This is a genomic window from Marinimicrobium sp., from assembly GCF_002695945.1.
Taxonomy (GTDB): domain Bacteria; phylum Pseudomonadota; class Gammaproteobacteria; order Pseudomonadales; family Cellvibrionaceae; genus Marinimicrobium; species Marinimicrobium koreense.
The window spans coordinates 47,066-65,346 of record NZ_NZQP01000017.1 but is presented as its reverse complement, the minus strand read 5'-3'; the positions used below and the strand labels follow the sequence as shown (position 1 = coordinate 65,346).

At 59.7% G+C, this 18,281-nt stretch carries 17 protein-coding genes; 15 read left to right on the top strand and 2 right to left on the bottom strand.

From position 1 onward, the window contains the following. Positions 1 to 161: 161 nt before the first annotated feature. Together CMG77_RS02940 and CMG77_RS02935 are read left to right on the top strand one after the other, a co-directional pair. Positions 162 to 1,094 (top strand): TIGR01777 family oxidoreductase, encoded by a 933-nt coding sequence (locus CMG77_RS02940; protein WP_286875523.1) that lies wholly within the window; start codon positions 162 to 164, stop codon positions 1,092 to 1,094. Between the two features lie 217 nt (positions 1,095 to 1,311). Then, on the top strand, positions 1,312 to 1,824 hold the full coding sequence (locus tag CMG77_RS02935; RefSeq protein ID WP_123637163.1) for an Hsp20 family protein: 513 nt from the start codon (positions 1,312 to 1,314) through the stop codon (positions 1,822 to 1,824). A gap of 84 nt (positions 1,825 to 1,908) precedes the next feature. Here CMG77_RS02935 and CMG77_RS02930 read toward each other — a convergent pair whose 3' ends face one another. Next, positions 1,909 to 2,919, bottom strand: coding sequence for a GlxA family transcriptional regulator (locus CMG77_RS02930; RefSeq protein ID WP_036159802.1), 1,011 nt, complete (start codon positions 2,917 to 2,919; stop codon positions 1,909 to 1,911). A gap of 161 nt (positions 2,920 to 3,080) precedes the next feature. On the opposite strand from CMG77_RS02930, the gene CMG77_RS02925 reads away from it, so the two are divergent. The 11 genes from CMG77_RS02925 to recJ all read left to right on the top strand — a co-directional run bounded on the left by CMG77_RS02925 (position 3,081) and on the right by recJ (position 13,823). Next, complete coding sequence (locus CMG77_RS02925; protein ID WP_286805888.1) at positions 3,081 to 4,985, top strand: beta-ketoacyl synthase; 1,905 nt, start codon at positions 3,081 to 3,083, stop codon at positions 4,983 to 4,985. Positions 4,986 to 5,180: 195 nt separating this feature from the next. After that, positions 5,181 to 5,432, top strand: coding sequence for a 30S ribosomal protein S16 (gene rpsP, locus CMG77_RS02920; protein ID WP_024459907.1), 252 nt, complete (start codon positions 5,181 to 5,183; stop codon positions 5,430 to 5,432). Positions 5,433 to 5,449: 17 nt separating this feature from the next. Further along, the gene (gene rimM / locus CMG77_RS02915; protein ID WP_286805890.1) at positions 5,450 to 6,004 is read left to right on the top strand and encodes a ribosome maturation factor RimM; all 555 of its coding nucleotides are present in this window, start codon (positions 5,450 to 5,452) and stop codon (positions 6,002 to 6,004) included. After that, positions 6,001 to 6,816 (top strand): tRNA (guanosine(37)-N1)-methyltransferase TrmD, encoded by an 816-nt coding sequence (gene trmD, locus CMG77_RS02910; RefSeq protein WP_286805891.1) that lies wholly within the window; start codon positions 6,001 to 6,003, stop codon positions 6,814 to 6,816. Before rimM ends, trmD begins: the two co-directional genes overlap by 4 nt. Further along, positions 6,809 to 7,159 carry a 50S ribosomal protein L19 gene (gene rplS / locus CMG77_RS02905; protein WP_024459910.1) on the top strand — a complete coding sequence of 117 codons (351 nt, stop codon included), beginning with the start codon at positions 6,809 to 6,811 and terminating at the stop codon, positions 7,157 to 7,159. Before trmD ends, rplS begins: the two co-directional genes overlap by 8 nt. 151 nt (positions 7,160 to 7,310) lie before the next feature. Continuing rightward, entirely contained in the window at positions 7,311 to 8,156 is an 846-nt protein-coding gene (gene xerD / locus CMG77_RS02900; RefSeq protein ID WP_439510013.1) for a site-specific tyrosine recombinase XerD, read from the top strand. Positions 8,157 to 8,203: 47 nt separating this feature from the next. Next, positions 8,204 to 8,875 (top strand): DsbC family protein, encoded by a 672-nt coding sequence (locus CMG77_RS02895; RefSeq protein WP_286903584.1) that lies wholly within the window; start codon positions 8,204 to 8,206, stop codon positions 8,873 to 8,875. Beyond that, a complete protein-coding gene (locus tag CMG77_RS15730; RefSeq protein WP_353743443.1) occupies positions 8,872 to 8,964 on the top strand; it encodes a hypothetical protein in 93 nt (30 codons plus the stop codon). Before CMG77_RS02895 ends, CMG77_RS15730 begins: the two co-directional genes overlap by 4 nt. A 173-nt stretch (positions 8,965 to 9,137) precedes the next feature. After that, positions 9,138 to 10,445: a homoserine dehydrogenase gene (locus tag CMG77_RS02890; protein WP_286903583.1), complete on the top strand. Its 1,308-nt coding sequence runs from the start codon at positions 9,138 to 9,140 to the stop codon at positions 10,443 to 10,445. Next, positions 10,442 to 11,839, top strand: coding sequence for a threonine synthase (gene thrC, locus CMG77_RS02885; protein WP_286903582.1), 1,398 nt, complete (start codon positions 10,442 to 10,444; stop codon positions 11,837 to 11,839). The genes CMG77_RS02890 and thrC overlap by 4 nt, the downstream gene beginning before the upstream one ends. Positions 11,840 to 12,083: 244 nt before the next feature. Further along, the gene (recJ, locus tag CMG77_RS02880) at positions 12,084 to 13,823 is read left to right on the top strand and encodes a single-stranded-DNA-specific exonuclease RecJ (RefSeq protein ID WP_286804728.1); all 1,740 of its coding nucleotides are present in this window, start codon (positions 12,084 to 12,086) and stop codon (positions 13,821 to 13,823) included. Positions 13,824 to 13,946: 123 nt separating this feature from the next. Here recJ and CMG77_RS02875 read toward each other — a convergent pair whose 3' ends face one another. Continuing rightward, positions 13,947 to 14,576, bottom strand: coding sequence for an arylesterase (locus CMG77_RS02875; RefSeq protein WP_286903581.1), 630 nt, complete (start codon positions 14,574 to 14,576; stop codon positions 13,947 to 13,949). A gap of 180 nt (positions 14,577 to 14,756) precedes the next feature. On the opposite strand from CMG77_RS02875, the gene CMG77_RS02870 reads away from it, so the two are divergent. Then, the gene (locus tag CMG77_RS02870; RefSeq protein ID WP_286903580.1) at positions 14,757 to 15,458 is read left to right on the top strand and encodes an ABC transporter ATP-binding protein; all 702 of its coding nucleotides are present in this window, start codon (positions 14,757 to 14,759) and stop codon (positions 15,456 to 15,458) included. A gap of 4 nt (positions 15,459 to 15,462) precedes the next feature. Continuing rightward, a complete protein-coding gene (locus CMG77_RS02865; protein WP_286903579.1) occupies positions 15,463 to 17,928 on the top strand; it encodes an ABC transporter permease in 2,466 nt (821 codons plus the stop codon). Positions 17,929 to 18,281: the final 353 nt, after the last annotated feature.

Sequence of the window (18,281 nt, the reverse complement as noted above, 5' to 3'; positions counted from 1 at the left end):
GTTCTAAGCTGTTGTCTCCATAAGTGTAGCCCAAGGCGTGGGTTGATCCGAACGAACCTGATGTAAGTAGTAGACTGTAATAACGGGATCAGGCTGCGTGGCCTCCGCAGGTGGGGCCGAAGACTGATCCGCCACACCTGTTAAAACCCGGAGAGCGGACTATGACCAGCACCGAGACCTCGCGCACCATCCTGTTGACCGGCGGCACCGGCTTTATTGGTGTACCTCTGTGTCATGCATTGCAGCAGCGGGGCTATCACCCGGTGGTGCTCACGCGGGACACCCTGCGGGCCGCGCGGGTTCTGGGTACCGGCGTCAGCCTGGTATCGGAGCTGAACCAGTTGCCGGATCGACCGGTCGACGCGGTGGTCAATCTGGCCGGCGAGCCCCTGGCCAGTGGCCGCTGGAATGACCGGCGCAAAGAGGAATTTCGGCGAAGCCGTATCGGGACCACCGAGGCGCTGCTGGCCCACTTTCAACAGCGGGGCCACTTTCCGGAACGGATGGTCAGCGGCAGCGCCATCGGCTTCTACGGCGATGGGGGTGACCGACCGCTGACCGAAGCGGATGGTAGCGGTACGGGCTTCGCGGCCCAGTTATGCAGGGATTGGGAGGCGGTGGCGGAGCGCTTTGCCGACTCCGGCACCCGGGTCTGTCGGTTGCGGACCGGTATTGTGCTGGGGCCCGGTGGGGGTGCGCTGCAGTCCATGTTGTTGCCCTTCAAACTGGGGTTGGGCGGGCGTCTGGGGTCGGGGCGCCAGTGGATGTCCTGGGTTCACCGGACGGATCTGGTGCGCCTGATTCTGCACTGCCTGGAACAGGACAACCTGTCCGGACCGGTGAACGGAACGGCGCCGAATCCGGTCACCAATCGCTACTTCACCCGCTCGCTGGCGAAGACGCTCCATCGCCCGGCCATATTTCCCGCGCCGGCATTCATGTTGCGGGCCATGATGGCCGATATGGCGGATGAGTTGTTGCTGGTCAGTCAGCGGGTATTACCGGAGGCGGCGCTGGAGTCCGGTTTTCAGTTTCAGTATCCCGAACTGTTGCCGGCGCTGGAGCAGATTCTTCGTAACCCCGGGAACGAGTAGGAATAAATATTTTTCTTCAGAGCCTTGAAAACGGTCTGGTCGGCCTTATTTTTTCAGTGAGCCCGCTCGAATTGAGGGGCCTGGTTGCCGGCACTACCTGATGGCTAGTGTGTCCAGATGAGCAACACGCTGTTGCTCCCGGCCGGTAGCATTTACTGAACCCGACTCGATCATTGTGATGAGTCCCATTGAATATTGCTCTGAAGAGGATATTGTTATGCGTAGCTTCGATTTTTCTCCCCTGTACCGTTCTGCCATCGGCTTTGATCGTATGGCCAGTCTGCTGGATACACTGAGCCGCAGCGAGCAGAACCAACCCAGCTATCCTCCATACAACATCGAGTTGACCGGTGAGGACCAGTACCGAATTACCATGGCCGTCGCCGGGTTTGACCGCTCGGAATTGAACATCGAGGTCAATCAGAACAATCTGACGATTTCGGCCAATAAAGAGCCCGAACAGGAAGAGCGGCAGTACCTGCATCAGGGCATCGCCGCGCGTAATTTTGAGCGCCGGTTCCAACTGGCCGATCACGTGGAAGTCAAAGCCGCGACCTTCGAAAATGGTCTGCTGCACATCGATCTGAAGCGGGAGATTCCCGAGGCGATGAAGCCGCGTACCATTGAGATTGATGATGGGCAAAGCCCGTCATTGAAAGACGGTCGAGACGTCAAGTCTGTGACCCACGAAGCGGAATCGAAAAACCGCGACGATTCCAAAGCCGCCTAAACGGCATTCTGTTCTCAGAAAAAACCGGCGAGTGATCTCGCCGGTTTTTTTATGGGTTTGAACTTGACGATTTTTCGGATGGGTTCACTCCGCGCTGAACAGTTTTGCTCGGACGGTAGCCCGGTATTCACGCGGGGTGATCGCCAACTGTTTTTTGAACAGGGTGGTGAAATAACCCGTATCCTGATAGCCCACCTTATCGGCAATTTCAGCGATGGTCAGGTTGCTGGTTTTCAGTAAGTCCCGGGCATTGTTGATGCGAATTTCCTGTAGGTAATCCAGGGGCGTCTGCCCGGTAGCGGCCTTGAATCGACGGTTCAGGGTTCGCGTGCTGAGCCCAAAGCGCTCTGCCACCTGAGAGAGCACCACTTCCCGTGGGTAATTATCCTGCAGCCAGAGCTGGACCTGAATGATGTCTTCATCCGGGTGGCGACTGTGCGCTTCCTCAAAGTAACCGCTGCTTTCGTAGGAGCGGCGGATTTCGTGAGAGAAATGACGTTCGACGTGGCTGGCAATGCGCTTGTTATACAGGCGCTGAATAAAGTGGACCGTCAGATCCGCCAGCGAGTTCACACTGGCGGCACAGTAGAGATTGCCCGCTTGGGTGATGAAGTACTGCCGCTTGAGGTCGACCTCAGGATAGTCGCGTTGGAATTGGTCGAAGTAGTGCCAGTGAGTCGTGGCGGGTTTGCCGTTGAGCAGCCCCGCCTCGGCCAGAAAACAGCAGCCGGTGCCCACCGCGCTGATCAGGGCGCCGTTCTGATATTGCTCCCGGAGCCAGTCCAGCACCTGCGGTTGGCGCCGGATGATGGGACGCGGGTTGCGCCAGAAGCCGGGTACATAAACCAGATCGGGGGAGGGGGCATTCTCCAGGGCGTGGTCTGGCGTCCAGCGCAGGCCGGATCGGGTCGCGGCCGGCTCACCCTGGGCCGAGACCGTGCTCAATATCAGTCGGGTTCGCTGGCTGCCGCGGTCGCGCTGGTTGGCGCTCTCCGCCGTGAGCAGCATCTCCATGGGCAGGGTGGCGCTGGTAGCCAGCATGTTGTCGCTGAGCAGAAACGCTATCTGAATGGCTTCTCCGGCATTCTGGGGCATAAAACGGGCTCTCTGGTGTGATTTGGCCAAAATACCACAAGTTTTGGCGAAAACAACCATGACAATTGCCAGTCAGGGCAATACACTTTCCAGCTGTCCAGACCTCGTGTGCCCGCCGTCTGTGGACCCGTCGAGGTTGTTGAATTCAATGGGAGTCAACTATGTCATCACTGCCGGTTATTGTGGGATTTGGTGGTTTTAATGCCGCCGGTCGAAGCTCGGGTCATCATGCCTATCGGCGAATGATCATCGAAAGCTTGCCCACACAAGAGCGGCAGGAGACCCTGGCCGGCCTGGCGGTGCTGATGGGGCTGGTGACTTTCGAAGACAATGCTTATCGGGACGCGGATGACCGCCCCTATGAGCTGGCCGAGATTGAGCGCCAGTTCGGCCCGGCGATTCTGGAGGGCACGCTGATTCGCCGCATCGACCCGGCGCTTTTTGATGTGGATGCCGCGCACTGGCAGAAAAGTGCCAGCCTCAGTGGTAGCGAGGCGCCCATGAGTTTTGAATTGTCCGAGCGCGACCTGCCCGAACCGCTGCCTTCCGACTGGCAGGTTCAAACGCTGGATGATCGGCGCGTCAAAGTCACGCTGACTGGAACACTGGATGTAAAATGGGACAGCTTCCGGGCCCTGCCGGTCAAGTCCGCCGGGCAACTGCCCAAGGGGTTCGATCCCGGCACTCTGTATAACTCCCGCTTTCATCCCCGAGCGTTGCAGTTGACCGTCATTGGTGCCTCTGATGCGATCCAGTCGGTGGGTGTGCCCTGGGCTGACATTGCCAATGCGGTGCGTCCGGACCAGGTGAGTGTATATGCCAGCAATGTCATGAGTCAGATGGACGAGGCGGGCTTTGGCGGTTTGCTGCAGGCGCGCCTGAAGGGCGGTCGGGTCAGTACCAAGCAGTGCCCACTGGGTCTGAACAGCATGCCGGCGGATTTCGTCAACGCCTACATTATCGGCAGCGTCGGTCAGACCGGGGCCATTGCCGGCGCTTGTGCCTCATTTTTGTATAACCTGCGCGCGGCGGTGGAAGACATTACCGCCGGGCGCTGCCGGGTCGCGGTGGTGGGTAACGCCGAGGCGCCGATCACCCCGGAAATCATCGATGGTTATGCCACCATGGGTGCTTTGGCCGCCGAAGACAAACTGAAGAAAATCGACGGTGCCGACGAGACCGACCCTCGTCGGACCAGTCGGCCGTTCGGGGAAAACTGCGGTTTCACCATTGCCGAGTCCAGCCAGTATGTGGTGCTCATGGATGATGCGCTGGCGCTTGAGCTTGGAGCCGATATTCACGGTGCGGTCAATGACGTGTTCATCAATGCGGACGGTTTCAAAAAGTCGATTTCCGCACCGGGGCCGGGTAACTACATCACCATGGCCAAAGCGGTCGCCTCCGCGCGCGCCATTCTGGGTGATGAGTCGATCCAGAAGCGCTCCATGATTCAGGCCCACGGCTCCAGCACCCCCCAGAATCGGGTGACCGAATCCGAGATCTTTCATCGGGTGGCCGAGGTGTTCGGTATTACCGACTGGCCGGTCACCGCGGTCAAGGCCTATGTGGGCCACACCCTGTCCGCCGCCAGCGGCGAGCAGTTGATCAACAGCCTCGGTGTGTTCCGTTATGGCTTTGTGCCGGGCATCAAGACCATCGACAAGGTGGCGGATGACGTGTTTTCCGAACGCCTGACCATTCCGCTGGAGGACCTGGATCGCCGGGAAAATCCGCTGGATGTGGCGTTCCTGAACTCCAAAGGGTTTGGTGGCAACAATGCCACCGCCAGCGTGCTGGCCCCCCGGGTGGTGGAGCCGATGCTGCGCCGGCGCTACGGTGACTCGGCGTTTGAGGCTTACGCGGCGCGTCGGGAGTCGGTCCGGGAGCGGGCCGGGGTCTATGATAGCCAGGCGCTCAAGGGGCAGTTCGATACCCTGTACCACTTTGGCCAGAACATGATCGATGAGAGCGAAATCGAGCTGGGCAGCCGGGAGTTGCGCCTGCCGGGCATGGCGCAGAGTATCGATCTGGACCTCCCCAATCGCTACACCGATATGACCGACTGACCGCCCGGGCGTCTGCCGGTCGGCCACAAGCGGCTGGCCGGCACGCAAATTGGCCGATCTTTGTCCATATCGGCCTATACAAAGCCGATTCTTTCCCTTAAAATACCGCGCCTTTCGCACCCTGTGTGTGATTGGGTCTTTTCACCGGGTGTCGGTAAGTGCCGGCCCCAATTGGAAAATATAGGAAAATCCTCAATGGTAACTATTCGTCTGTCACGTGGCGGCTCCAAAAAGCGTCCTTTTTACCACCTGTCCGTAACCGACAGCCGCAGCGCCCGTAACGGCCGTTACATCGAACGCGTTGGTTTCTTCAACCCGATCGCCCGCGGTCAGGAAGAGCGCCTGCGTATCGACAATGAGCGTGTCGAGTACTGGGTAGGCCAAGGCGCACAGCTGAGCGAGCGCGTAGCCAGCCTGCTGAAAGAGCAGAAGAAGCAAGCCGCCTAAGCGAGGCGCGCTTGACTATGGCTGACGCCCGAACCCGCAACAAGGGGTCAAACCTGATTGACGTCGGGCGTATTACCGCCGTATTTGGTATTCAGGGGTGGGTGAAAATTCACTCCTACACCGAGCCGCAGGAGAACCTGTTTGGCTACGGCCCCTGGTGGTTGAAAACCGCCCGGGGAGTAAAACCGGTAGAAATCGATGACAGTCGACCTCACGGCAAAGGGTTTGTTGCGCACATCAAGGGTGTCGACGACCGCGATGAGGCCGCCCTCTACACCGGGGTGACCATTGCCGTGGAAAAACAGCTGCTCCCGGAGCTGGAAGGGGACGACTATTACTGGCATCAGTTGCAGGGCCTTCGGGTCGTCAGCCACTGGGGCGGTCAGGAGTACGATCTGGGTACCGTGACACGCTTGCTGGAGACTGGCGCCAACGATGTGTTGGTGGTGCAGGGTGATGCCCAGAGTATCGACCAGAGCGAGCGATTGATTCCCTATGTGCCCGAACAGTATGTGCGCCGGGTTGACCTGGCGGCAGAGTGTATCGAGGTGGACTGGGACCCGGAGTTTTGAGCGAAGCGCCCGAAACACAGCCGGTACGACTGGCGGTGGTCAGTCTGTTTCCGGACATGATGCAGGCGGTGACCGGCTACGGTGTGACCGGTCGGGCCGTCAAGCAGGGGCTGATCGACGTGCAGTGCTGGAACCCCCGGGAGTTTACTCGGGATAAGCACCGCACGGTAGACGATCGACCCTACGGTGGCGGTCCCGGCATGGTGATGATGGTGGAGCCTCTGCGCGACGCTATCGCGGCCGCCCAGGCCTGGGCCGGGGAGGACGCACCGGTGATTTATCTGTCGCCTCAGGGGCGGCCGCTGGATCAGTCTGGCGTAGAAACCCTGGCCAGTTATGGCCCGATGGTGCTGGTGGCGGGACGCTATGAAGGGATTGATGAGCGTTTGCTGAAGACGGTGGTCGATCAGGAGTGGTCCATCGGGGATTACGTTCTGAGTGGCGGTGAGTTGCCCGCCATGGTGGTAATTGATGCCGTGACCCGGCTGATTCCAGGCGCTTTGGGGCACGCTCAGTCGGCAGAGCAGGATTCCTTCACGGAGGGGTTGCTGGACTGCCCACACTACACCCGCCCGGAAAATTTTGAAGGGCATGAGGTCCCGGAAGTGCTACTGTCCGGTGACCACGAAAGAATTCGGCGCTGGCGCCTGAAACAGGCGCTGGGGCGGACCTGGCAGAAACGGCCAGACTTGCTTGAAGCAATTAACCTAACCGAGGAACAGCATGCGCTGTTGACGGACTTTCGTCGGGACCTTGAAGCACTTAACTCTAGCTGTGAAGCTACAGACTCTCAGGAGACTAGGCATGACTAACAAGATCATTCAGGCGCTCGACGCCGAACAGATGAAACAGGATGTACCGGAATTCGCCCCGGGCGATACCGTTGTGGTACAGGTAAAGGTAACCGAAGGTAACCGCGAGCGTCTGCAGGCGTTTGAGGGTGTGGTTATCGGTAAGCGTAACCGCGGCCTGAACTCTGCATTCACCGTGCGCAAGGTATCCCACGGTGTGGGCGTTGAGCGTACTTTCCAGGTGCACAGCCGTCAGGTTGACAGCATCCAGGTGAAGCGTAAGGGTGATGTTCGCCAGGCGAAGCTTTACTACCTGCGCGACCTGACCGGCAAGGCAGCACGCATCAAGGAAAAGCTGTCCTAAGCGATACGCTGATCCGTTCAAAAAAACCGGGGCCTTAGCTCCGGTTTTTTTATGGTATTCTCGCTCCAACGCCAACCAATGACCGATGAGCGCTGTGACCTTACCCGCCCAAGAGAGCCAGGCCCTGGAGCAATACCTCGACGCCATCTGGATGGAAAAAGGCCTCAGTGAGAATACCCTGAACTCCTATCGGCGCGACCTGGAGGCGTTTGCGCGCTGGCTGGTCGAGCAGGGCAGGGGGCTGATGTCGTTGGATGCGGTCTCCGCCTATGACTACCTCGCCTACCGTCACCGAAAGGGCTATTCCAGTCGCTCCACGGCGCGCTTTCTCTCCTGTGTTCGCGGCTTTTACCGCCACCAGATCCGCGAAGGGCGGCTGGCGGAAAATCCCCTGGCCCTCGTGGACAACCCGAAACTGCCCAAATCGTTACCCAAGTCCCTCACCGAGGCCGATGTTGAGCGGCTGCTGATGGCACCGGATCTGGAAGATCCAGTGGGCTTTCGCGACCGTACCATGCTGGAGGTTCTGTACGCCTGTGGTCTTCGGGTCAGCGAGTTGGTGGGGCTCACGCTGGCGCAGGTCAATCTTCGCCAGGGGGTGGTCCGGGTCATGGGAAAGGGCAGTAAGGAGCGACTGGTGCCGCTCGGTGAGGAAGCAATCGACTGGATTTCCCGTTATCTACAGGAAGCGAGACCTGTGCTCTTGCATAATGCGCCCAGTGAAGTACTCTTTCCCAGCACTCGCGCCCGAGAGATGACCCGTCAGACGTTTTGGCACAGAATTAAACATTGGGCGCTGGTGGCGGGTATCGACAAACCCCTGTCGCCTCATACGCTGCGACACGCCTTTGCGACCCACCTGTTGAACCACGGGGCGGATTTGCGGGTCGTACAGTTATTGTTGGGCCACAGTGATCTGTCGACTACCCAGATATACACCCATGTCGCCCGGGCGCGGATGCAGGAGCAGCATCGCCAGCATCACCCCCGGGGATGACGCGTCAGTGTCGTTGAATACTTTGAAATTGTGACAGGAAAACGTTTATGTTGAAGCAAGTGGCGGTTGGTCTGATGGTCCTGATGGGGAGTGTGTTGGCCCAGGCTCAGGAAATGTCCACCGAGGACCGTATTCTCAAGGCCCTCTCCGAGGCACGTCCCGATTTTGAGTTTACCGATGTGCGCCCGGCGCCCATTGAGGGGCTTTACCAGGCTCGGGTGGTCGGCGGACCGGTGCTCTATGTCTCTCCGGACGCGCAACTGATGATTGCCGGTGACATGTTCACCATTGAGCCCGGTGGCTTTGGGCGCTACGAAGACCCGGCGGTCGTGGAAAAGCGCAAGCAGCTTGCCGCTCAATTGGATGAAGAAGACACCATTGCCTTCGCTCCGGAGGGTGAGAGCAAAGCGGTGGTGTATGTGTTCACGGATGTGGACTGCGGGTACTGCCGTCGCCTGCACAGTCAGATGAGCGCCTATCAGGACGGTGGTGAAACCAAGCCCGGCTACAATGACTTGGGCATCGAAATTCGTTACCTGGCCTATCCTCGGGCCGGTGTGGGCAGTCCCTCCGCCCAAAAGCTGGAAACCGCCTGGTGTGCGGACGACCAGCAGGCCGTACTGGATCGTCTGAAAAACCTCCAATCGGTGGACAACAAATCCTGTGATAACAACNCGGTNGCNNNNGCNNTNCTCGCCTCGGTGGCGAGTTCGGCGTGAACGGCACNCCGGCGCTGGTGCTGCCCAACGGGACGGTGCAGCCCGGCTATGTGCCGCCGGCGCAGCTCGCCCAGATTCTGGGGCTCTGATGGCCCCATCCCTGTCGCCAATTGACACCTCGCGAGCGGCCCAGTAAGGTTGCTCGCCCGCGCCTCGCTCCGGGGCGCGCATTCCAGTAGAATAGCCGGTCTCGCCCGCCCGCACCCAGCGTTGGCGGGCGTTACCTTTTACCAGCAGGGCTCATTTTTTGGGGGAGAGAAGTTTGAAACCGGTCAAAATAGGTATCTGTGGCCTCGGCACTGTCGGCAGCGGCACGGTCAACGTTCTTCATCGCAACAGCCGGGTGATCAACGCCCGTGCCGGTTGTGACATTGTGATTGGCCAGGTCGCCTGTCGTCGCGACGATGTGGACTGCGACATCTCCGGGCTGAACGTCACCCGCGATATCTTTGAGGTTGCCACCAACCCGGACATCGACATTCTGATCGAGCTGATCGGCGGAATTGATGTGGCCCGCGAGCTGATTCTCAAGGCGATTGAGCACGGCAAGCACGTGGTTACCGCCAACAAGGCCCTGATTGCCGAGCACGGTAACGAGATTTTTGCCGCCGCCAATGAAAAGGGTGTGACCGTCGCCTTTGAAGCCGCCGTGGCCGGTGGTATCCCCATCATCAAGGCGATCCGTGAGGGCCTGTCTGCCAACAAGATCGAGTGGCTGGCGGGTATCATCAACGGCACTGGTAACTTCATTCTCACCGAAATGCGCGACAAGGGTCGCGGTTTCTCCGAGGTGCTGGAAGAGGCTCAGGAGCTGGGTTACGCCGAAGCCGACCCGACGTTTGACGTCGAGGGCATCGACGCGGCCCACAAGCTGGTAATCCTGGCCTCCATCGCTTTCGGTATCCCCCTGCAGTTCGACAAAGTATTCACCGAAGGCATCAGTCGTATCGCCCCGCAGGACGTTCAGTACGCCCAGGAGTTGGGTTACCGGATCAAGCATCTGGGGATTGCCCAGAAAGGGCCCAAGGGCATTGAGCTGCGCGTGCATCCGACCCTGATTCCCCAGAAGCGCCTGATCGCCAATGTGGATGGCGTGATGAACGCCGTGTTGGTCAAGGGCGATGCCGTCGGCCCGACCCTGTATTATGGTGCCGGTGCTGGGGCCGAACCCACTGCCTCGGCCGTACTGGCGGATATCGTCGATGTCGCGCGCACCCTGACCGCTGACCCCGAGCACCGGGTTCCCTACCTCGGCTTCCAGCAGGAACAGCTGCGCAGCGAACTGGAAATCGTGCCCATTGAAGAGGTCGAGACTGCTTACTATCTGCGTATGTCGGCTNTGGACAAACCCGGGGTGCTGTCGCAGGTTGCACAAATTCTGAGTGACTCCGGCATCAGTATCGAAGCCCTGATCCAGAAAGAGGCCGCGGACGAAGAAGAAATCGTTCCGTTGATTCTGTTGACCAACCGGGCCGTGGAAAAGCAACTGGTCGAGGCGATCATCAAGATCGAATCCCTGAGCTCCATCACCGGCCCGATTACCCGCATCCGTGTGGAGCCATTGAAGTGAAATACATCAGCACTCGGGGCCAGGCCCCGGCCCTCGATTTTGAAGACGTTGTCCTGACCGGGTTGGCGCCAGATGGCGGCCTGTATGTACCGGAAACGCTGCCGGAATTCAGCCAGGAAGAAATCGCNTCCTGGGCGGGCCTCTCCTACGAAGAGCTCGCGTTCAANATTATGGCCCCGTTNGTTTCNGGNGCCGTATCCGATGCGGAACTCAAGCAGATNATCAGNGAGGCCTACAGCAGCTTCCGCCACGACGCCATTGCNCCNCTGGTGCAGACGGCGCACAACGAATGGATTCTGGAACTGTTCCAGGGNCCGACCCTGGCGTTCAAGGANTTCGCNCTNCAGTTCCTCGGCCACCTGCTCGATCACCTGCTGAAAAAGCGTCAGCAGAAAGTGGTGGTCATGGGGGCAACCTCCGGGGATACCGGATCGGCGGCGATTGAAGGCTGCCGCCGGTGCGACAATATCGATATTTACATTCTGCACCCCTACAAGCGGGTGTCGGATGTACAGCGCCGACAGATGACCACGGTGCTGGAAGATAACGTGCATAACATCGCGTTGGAAGGCAACTTTGACGATTGCCAGAATATGGTGAAAGCCAGTTTCGGCGATCAGTCATTTCTGCCCGAAGATCGTCAACTGGTGGCGGTCAATTCGATCAACTGGGCGCGCATCATGGCCCAGATCGTTTACTACTTTTACGCGGGNCTGGCGTTGGGCGCACCGGCACGTCCTATCTCTTTCTCGGTGCCTACGGGTAACTTCGGCGATATTTTTGCCGGTTATCTGGCCAAGCGCATGGGGCTGCCCATCGATCAGTTGGTGATCGCCACCAACAGCAACGATATTCTGCATCGCTGCCTGAGTGGCAATGATCACAGCAAGCAGCCGCTCCAGCATACCTTGTCGCCGAGCATGGATATCATGGTATCCAGTAACTTCGAGCGCATGTTGTTCGATCTGTACGATCGCGACGGTGACAAAATCCGNGGCCTGATGGAGGACTTCAAGTCCGGCGCCATGCATCTGGATGAGTCGGCGTTGTCGAAGGCGCGTGAGCTGTTCAGCAGTTACAAGGTGGATGATGATGTGATGCTGGAGGTGATTCGAGATGTGTTTGAGCGCACTGAATACCTGCTGGATCCGCATACGGCGATNGGTTTGAAGGCGGCCCGCGAAACGCGCCGTCGTCAGGATATTCCGATGGTCTGCCTGGCCACGGCCCATCCGGCGAAATTCCCGGAGGCGGTGCGCAAGGCCGGTCAGGATACCGATCCGGCGCTTCCACACCACATGGCGGACCTCTTCCAGCGCGAGGAGCGCTACGAAGTATTGGCCAACGACATCGGCACCGTACAGTCCTACATCGCCAAAAATTTGAAAGCGTAGGGCGCTCAAGCGGCCCGGATTGGGTGAAGTGAGCTCTTCACGCCCGGGCCGGAAAGGGGAAGCCCTTTCAAGACACGCCGTAAACCCATCCCTGGGGGCTCGACGCGCGGAGTCCCTCCGCTTACGGTCTTGAAAGGGCTTCCCCTTCCCGTCCCTCTGTGCCAAGGATCGCGTAGGGCGGATAAGCCGAAGGCGCATCCGCCGTAACCAAAGCCGAATCCCTCTAATTTCACCGACGGACCTCATGCAAAAAACCATCCTCCGACGCACACCTCCTGAACACTCTCTGGAAACCCCTCTGGCTGGTGACCTTCCTCCGTTGCTGGATCGCCTTTATCGGCTGAGAGGCGTCTCTCGCTCGGAAGAACTCTCCCACAAGCTGCAACACCTGCACAAACCCACCTTCAAAGGCCTGCCCGAAGCGGTGGCTCTATTGGCCGATGCGGTCGAGGCACAGGCCAATGTGTTGGTGGTGGGTGACTTCGACGCTGACGGCGCCACCAGTTCGGCGTTGGCGGTGATGGCGTTGCAGGCCATGGGCCTGGCGAGTGTGGATTTTCTGGTGCCCAACCGGTTTGAGTACGGCTATGGGCTGACGCCGGAGATCGTAGAAGTGGCGGCGGCGATGGCGCCGGATGTGATTGTGACGGTGGATAACGGTATTTCCAGTGTCGAGGGGGTGCGTGCGGCGCAGGAGCATGGGATTGCGGTGGTGGTGACGGATCATCACCTGCCCGGTGATGAGCTGCCCTCCGCCGAAGCCATTGTGAACCCCAACCAGCCGGGCTGCCCGTTTCCCAGTAAAAACCTGGCAGGTGTTGGTGTTATTTTTTACGTGATGAACGCCCTGCGGGCGGAGTTGCGTCAGCGGGGCTGGTTTGCCCAGGGCCAGCCCGAGCCCAATATGGCGAATTTTCTCGATCTGGTGGCCCTCGGTACGGTGGCGGACGTGGTGCCGCTGGATCACAATAACCGCATTCTGGTGTCTCAGGGCTTACAGCGCATTCGCGCCGGTGTGGCTCGCCCGGGCATTATTGCCCTGCTGGATGTGGCCGGGCGACAGATGCACCGGCTGGTGGCCAGTGACCTGGGGTTTGCCATTGGCCCACGGCTGAACGCGGCGGGACGCCTGGACGATATTTCCGTGGGCATTCAGTGTCTGATGTGCGACAGCGATGAGCTGGCCCGGGAGATGGCGTTGACGCTGGACGAGCTCAACCGCGATCGCAAGGCGATTGAGAGTGGCATGCAGAAGGAAGCGGTGGCCATGCTCAATCGGCTGCAGCTGGATGAAGAAAATCAGGCGCTGCCCTGGGGGCTCTGCCTGTATGACGGTAATTGGCACCAGGGTGTGATCGGTATTCTGGCGTCGCGCATCAAGGATCGTCTGCACCGTCCGGTGATCGTGTTTGCCGATGCCGGGGAAGGGGAGATCAAAGGTTCGGCTCGCTCAATTGCCGGTTTGCACATCCGCGATGCGCTGGATGCGGTGGCGGCCCGTCATCCGCATCTGTTGAACAAGTTCGGCGGCCATGCCATGGCGGCGGGGATGACGCTCTCTCGGGAGAATTTCGACGCGTTTCAGCAGGCCTTTGACGAAGAAGTAAAACGTCAATTGCAGCCGGAGGACCTGCAGCCGGTGTTGGTCAGCGACGGTAATTTGACGCCCACGGAAGTGAACCTGGAACTGGCCAGTTTGCTGCGCAACGCAGGCCCCTGGGGACAGCATTTTCCGGAGCCGCTGTTCGATGGGGATTTTGCGCTGGTTCAGCAGAGGCTGGTGGGGGAGAAACACCTGAAAATGACGTTGGCGCTGGATTCGCAGGGACAACATCTGGTGGACGCCATTGCGTTCAATATTGATCCGGAGTTGTGGCCCAATCCGTCCGTGCAGCGTGTGCACCTGGCGTATCGGTTGGATGTGAACGAGTTTCGCGGGCGTCAGTCCGTGCAGTTGATGGTGGAGTATTTGGAGCCGGCGTAAATGAAGTCCGAGGTGTTCGTCGGCTTACGCGCGTTGCGCTAAGCCGACCTACACAACTCTCCAGTAGGTCGGCTTAGCGCATCGCGCGTAAGCCGACATCAAACGTACCCCGAGATCACGCTCTTAGTGCGCCTGAAGTACCTCACGCAACATCGGCCAAACATTCTCCAGAATTTTTGGCTGCGCTTCGGCGTTGGGGTGAATGCCGTCTCGCTGCATCANNTCATCCNTCGTGGCNATGCCTTNTAGCATAAACGCCACCAGNGGNACATCTTCNTCNTGGGCCAGCTGCGGATACACGGCGGTAAACTGATCGGTNTAGCGCGGGCCATAATTGGGGGGAATCTGCATGCCCAAGAGCACTACCTCNGCCCCTTGTTCCCGGCTCAATTGAATCATTGCGGCGAGGTTGTCGGCGAGATCGCTGACCGGGTAACCGCGTAAACCATCATTGCCGCCCAGCTCCAGAATCACCCATTCCGGGTTGTGCTCGCTCAGCAGCCGGGGAAGGCGCTTTAGGCCGCCTTCAGTGGTTTCACCGCTGACGCTGGCATTCACCACCGTATGGGGGTAGCCTTCGCGCTCCAGTCGCTCATTGAGCAGGTTGACCCAGCCATCCTCCTCGTCAATGCCGTAGGCCGCACTCAGGCTGTCACCCAGTACCAGGACGCGTGGGGACTCTGCCCAGGCCACTGAGGCGAGCGAGAGCAGCAGGNCAAGGGAAATACAGTGCAGTGTGCGGTGTAACGTCATGGGCGGTTCCGGCTCAGTGGGTGNACACAGGTGCAATAATAACCTCTGAGAGGCTCATACTGCATGGGTACGCTGATCGGGCGACTAAGGGTCACCGTAAAGAATTGTGAACCGTTTTGACACCCTCTCGTAACCAAGGTGCAATAGGTCACTCTGTTTTTTGACGAACCAGGACATTTCATGACTTCCACGGCACTGGTACAGGCCAACGGCGTTGGCAAAGTGGTTTCGACCGCAGAAGGGCAATTGACCATTCTGCACCGCATTTCCCTNTCNGTGGCGGCGGGAGAAAGTGTGGCAATCACCGGCCCTTCGGGCTCCGGCAANTCAACGCTGCTGGGNATCCTGGCGGGGCTGGACCTGCCCAGTTTCGGTGAAGTGNAGCTGTGCGGCCAGAACCTGACCGCACTGGACGAAGAGGGACGGGCACAAGTTCGGGCCGAATCCGTCGGTTTCGTATTCCAGTCGTTTCAACTGCTGCCGGGCCTGACCGCGCTGGAAAACGTCATGCTCCCCATGGAGCTGCATGGCATGAAGAATGCCCGTAGTCGGGCCGAGGAGTACCTGGCTCGGGTGGGACTTGCCGAGCGTCTGACCCACTACCCGCAACAGCTCTCCGGTGGTGAGCAGCAGCGAGTGGCGGTGGCGCGGGCCTTTGCCAGCCAGCCCAAGGTGCTGTTTGCCGACGAGCCCACGGGCAACCTNGATATTCACACCGGTGCCAAAATCATCGATCTGCTGTTTGAACTGAATCGCGAGCAGGGCACCACCCTGATTCTGATTACCCACGAGGAGCGCTTGGCCCAACGCTGCGGTCGTCGCGTTCATCTGGTGGCCGGTTCCCTTGAACCGGAAACTGACCCCGTGCCAGAGGAGGCCTGAGCCAATGCTGGCCGCAAGACTACTCTGGCGCAATTGGCGCAGCGGGGAAGTGCGATTGCTGAGCATCGCCCTGGTGATGGCCGTGATGGTGGTCAGTGCCATCGCCATTTTTACCGATCGGCTCGAAGCCACTCTGGTACAGCAAAGCAACAATCTGCTGGGGGCGGACCGGGTGGTTCGGGCGTCCCAGCCTCATGATCCAGCCTGGGCTGAAGAAGCCGGCGAACGCGATCTTCAGCAGTCCCGATTGGTGGAGTTTTCCTCCATGGTGTATCGGGGTGATGAGATGCACCTGGCCTCCATCAAGGCGGTGGACGAGGGCTACCCACTGCGTGGTGTGGTGGAAACCACCGATCAACCCTGGACNACCAAACCTCCGGAAGAAGCCACTGGCATCCCGGCGCCGGGNGAAGCCTGGGTGGATGCNCGCATGCTGCCCCTGCTGGGCATTGAGCTGGGTGATACCTTTGGTGTCGGCGAGGCGGANCTGGTGGCCAGCCGTGTNCTGGTGCGNCAACCCGANGGNGCCAGTTCCATTTTCATGACCGGTGGNCGGGTCCTGATGAACCTTCAGGACCTGCCGGCAACCCGCGTGGTGCANCCGGGCAGCCGGGTGAGCTACCAATGGCTGCTGGCCGCCGACCGGCNCGCCGANCTGGAAGGNTTTTTAACCTGGCTGGANCCGCANCTGACNGACCACTATCGGGTGGTGGACATNGANTCCTCCCANCGNAANCTNGCNNNGACCCTGGATCGCGGCAAACAGTTTCTGCTGTTGGCCGCCGTGGTGGGCGTGCTGTTGGCCGGTGTTGCCATCGGGCTTGCGGCCCGCCAGTTTGCCGATCGCCATGTGGATCAGGTCGCCCTNATGAAAAGCCTCGGAGCGGGCAGNCAGCGTATTCGGAANCTCTACTTCGGTCAGNTGATTCTCCTGTCANTGGTGGCCTCCGTCATNGGNGTCGGCCTGGGGNAGGGCTTCCAGCAGTTGGTGGCTTACGGCCTGTCGAACTTCTTCGCCCTGAACCTGGCCCAACCGGGCTGGCTGGCCTATGTGCTGAGNGTNCTGAGNGGNCTGGTGTGCCTGATGTTCTTNGCCTTGCCCGCCNTGTGGTTCCTNCCNAAAGTGCCGCCCCTGAAAATNCTGCGTCGGGAGCTGAGCGTCGATAANGTTCAGGTCTGGACTCAGGTNNTGCTGGCGTTGCTNGCNGTAGTGTTGCTGGTGGTATTGTTCAGCCGGGATTGGGCGCTGGCGGCGAGCGTCGTGGCGGCCCTGCTGGTGGTGGTTGTGGTNACCGCCATNCTCGGCCTCGGACTGCTGCACCTGAGCCGCAAACTCACCACCGGGGCCAGCAGCGTCTGGCGCCTGGCAGTGGCCAACCTGCAGCGCCGGCGCGGCCACAGCCTGGTGCAGATGGTGATCTTCTCGGTGGCGATCATGCTGCTGATCACNCTGACNGTNGTGCGCACCTCGCTGATACAGGATTGGCAAGCCCAGTTACCGGAGGATGCNCCCAACCACTTCCTGGTCAATGTGGCACCCGAAGACGTCGAGCCGGTACAGACCATGCTCGACCGCGAATCCNTGGACCGACAACCNCTGTACCCCATGGTGAGGGGTCGCCTNACACACATCAACGAGCAGGAAAAGTCCCGGGAACGCCTGAACCGCGAGGCNAACCTGACCTGGACAGACACCCTGGCGGAAGACAACGAGGTAGTGGCCGGGCAGTGGTGGGATCAGTGGTCCGGTGGCGAGCTGCCCGGCGTNTCGGTGGAGCAGGAGCTGGCGGGCGAGCTGGGCATTGANCTGGGAGATACCTTACGGTTTTCGATCGGCGGACTGACANTGGANGCNGAGGTGNCCAGTTTGCGGACGCTGGACTGGCGCTCCATGAATCCAAACTTCTTTTTCATCTTTGAGCCTGGAGCCCTGGANGGCTTTTCCGCCACCTACATCACCAGTGCCTATGTTCCGGCCAGCCAGAAAACACTGATCAACGACCTGATGCGTGAGTACCCCACCATTCTGCTGATCGAACTGGATCGGGTATTCGAGCAGATCCGATCGATTGTCACCCAGGTGACCAAGGGCATTCAGTTGGTTCTGGTGCTCACGGTAATTGGCGGCATCCTGGTACTTCTGGCGGCGGTCACGACCAGCCTGGATGCNCGNAANCAGGAGGCTGGTCTGCTGCGTGCCCTGGGCAGTCCGCGCCGGTTGGTAGTGGGCAGTGTCTGGGCGGAGTTTTCGATTCTCGGTGGCCTGTCGGGGTTGATTGCCGTGCTCGGCTCGGAGGCGCTGTTGATGAGNCTGCAGCACTTCGTNCTGGAAATCCCGATCCGACCGCACTACCTTTTCTGGGTATTGGGCCCGATCCTGGGCGCCGCCTTCGTCGGCCTCTTGGGCGCCCTGAGNTGCCGCAGCGTAGTCACCACCCCACCAGCCGTAGTATTGCGCGAAGCTGCATAGGTGTTTTTGGTTCTATGAGGTACTTCGAATTGGGTGCTGCGGTTGGGTAACCCCTTGGGAGACACGCCGTGAACCCATCCCTGGGGGCTCATCACCTGCCGTCCAGGCAGGTGACGGTCTCCCAAGGGGTTACCCAACCTCCGCGGTGCCAGCGTCCAGTTTCGGGAAATAGCACCAAAAAGACAATCAGGCACTCAGGTCGCGTAGGGCGGATAAGGCCACAGGCCGCATCCGCCGTTACCCAACTATACGTTGCATGACACCATCGCACCTAACTAGTCGCACTAAGGACCAAGAAGGGGGAATACCCTTTCAAGACCGTGGAGCGGGGGACCCGCGATGCGAGCCTACAT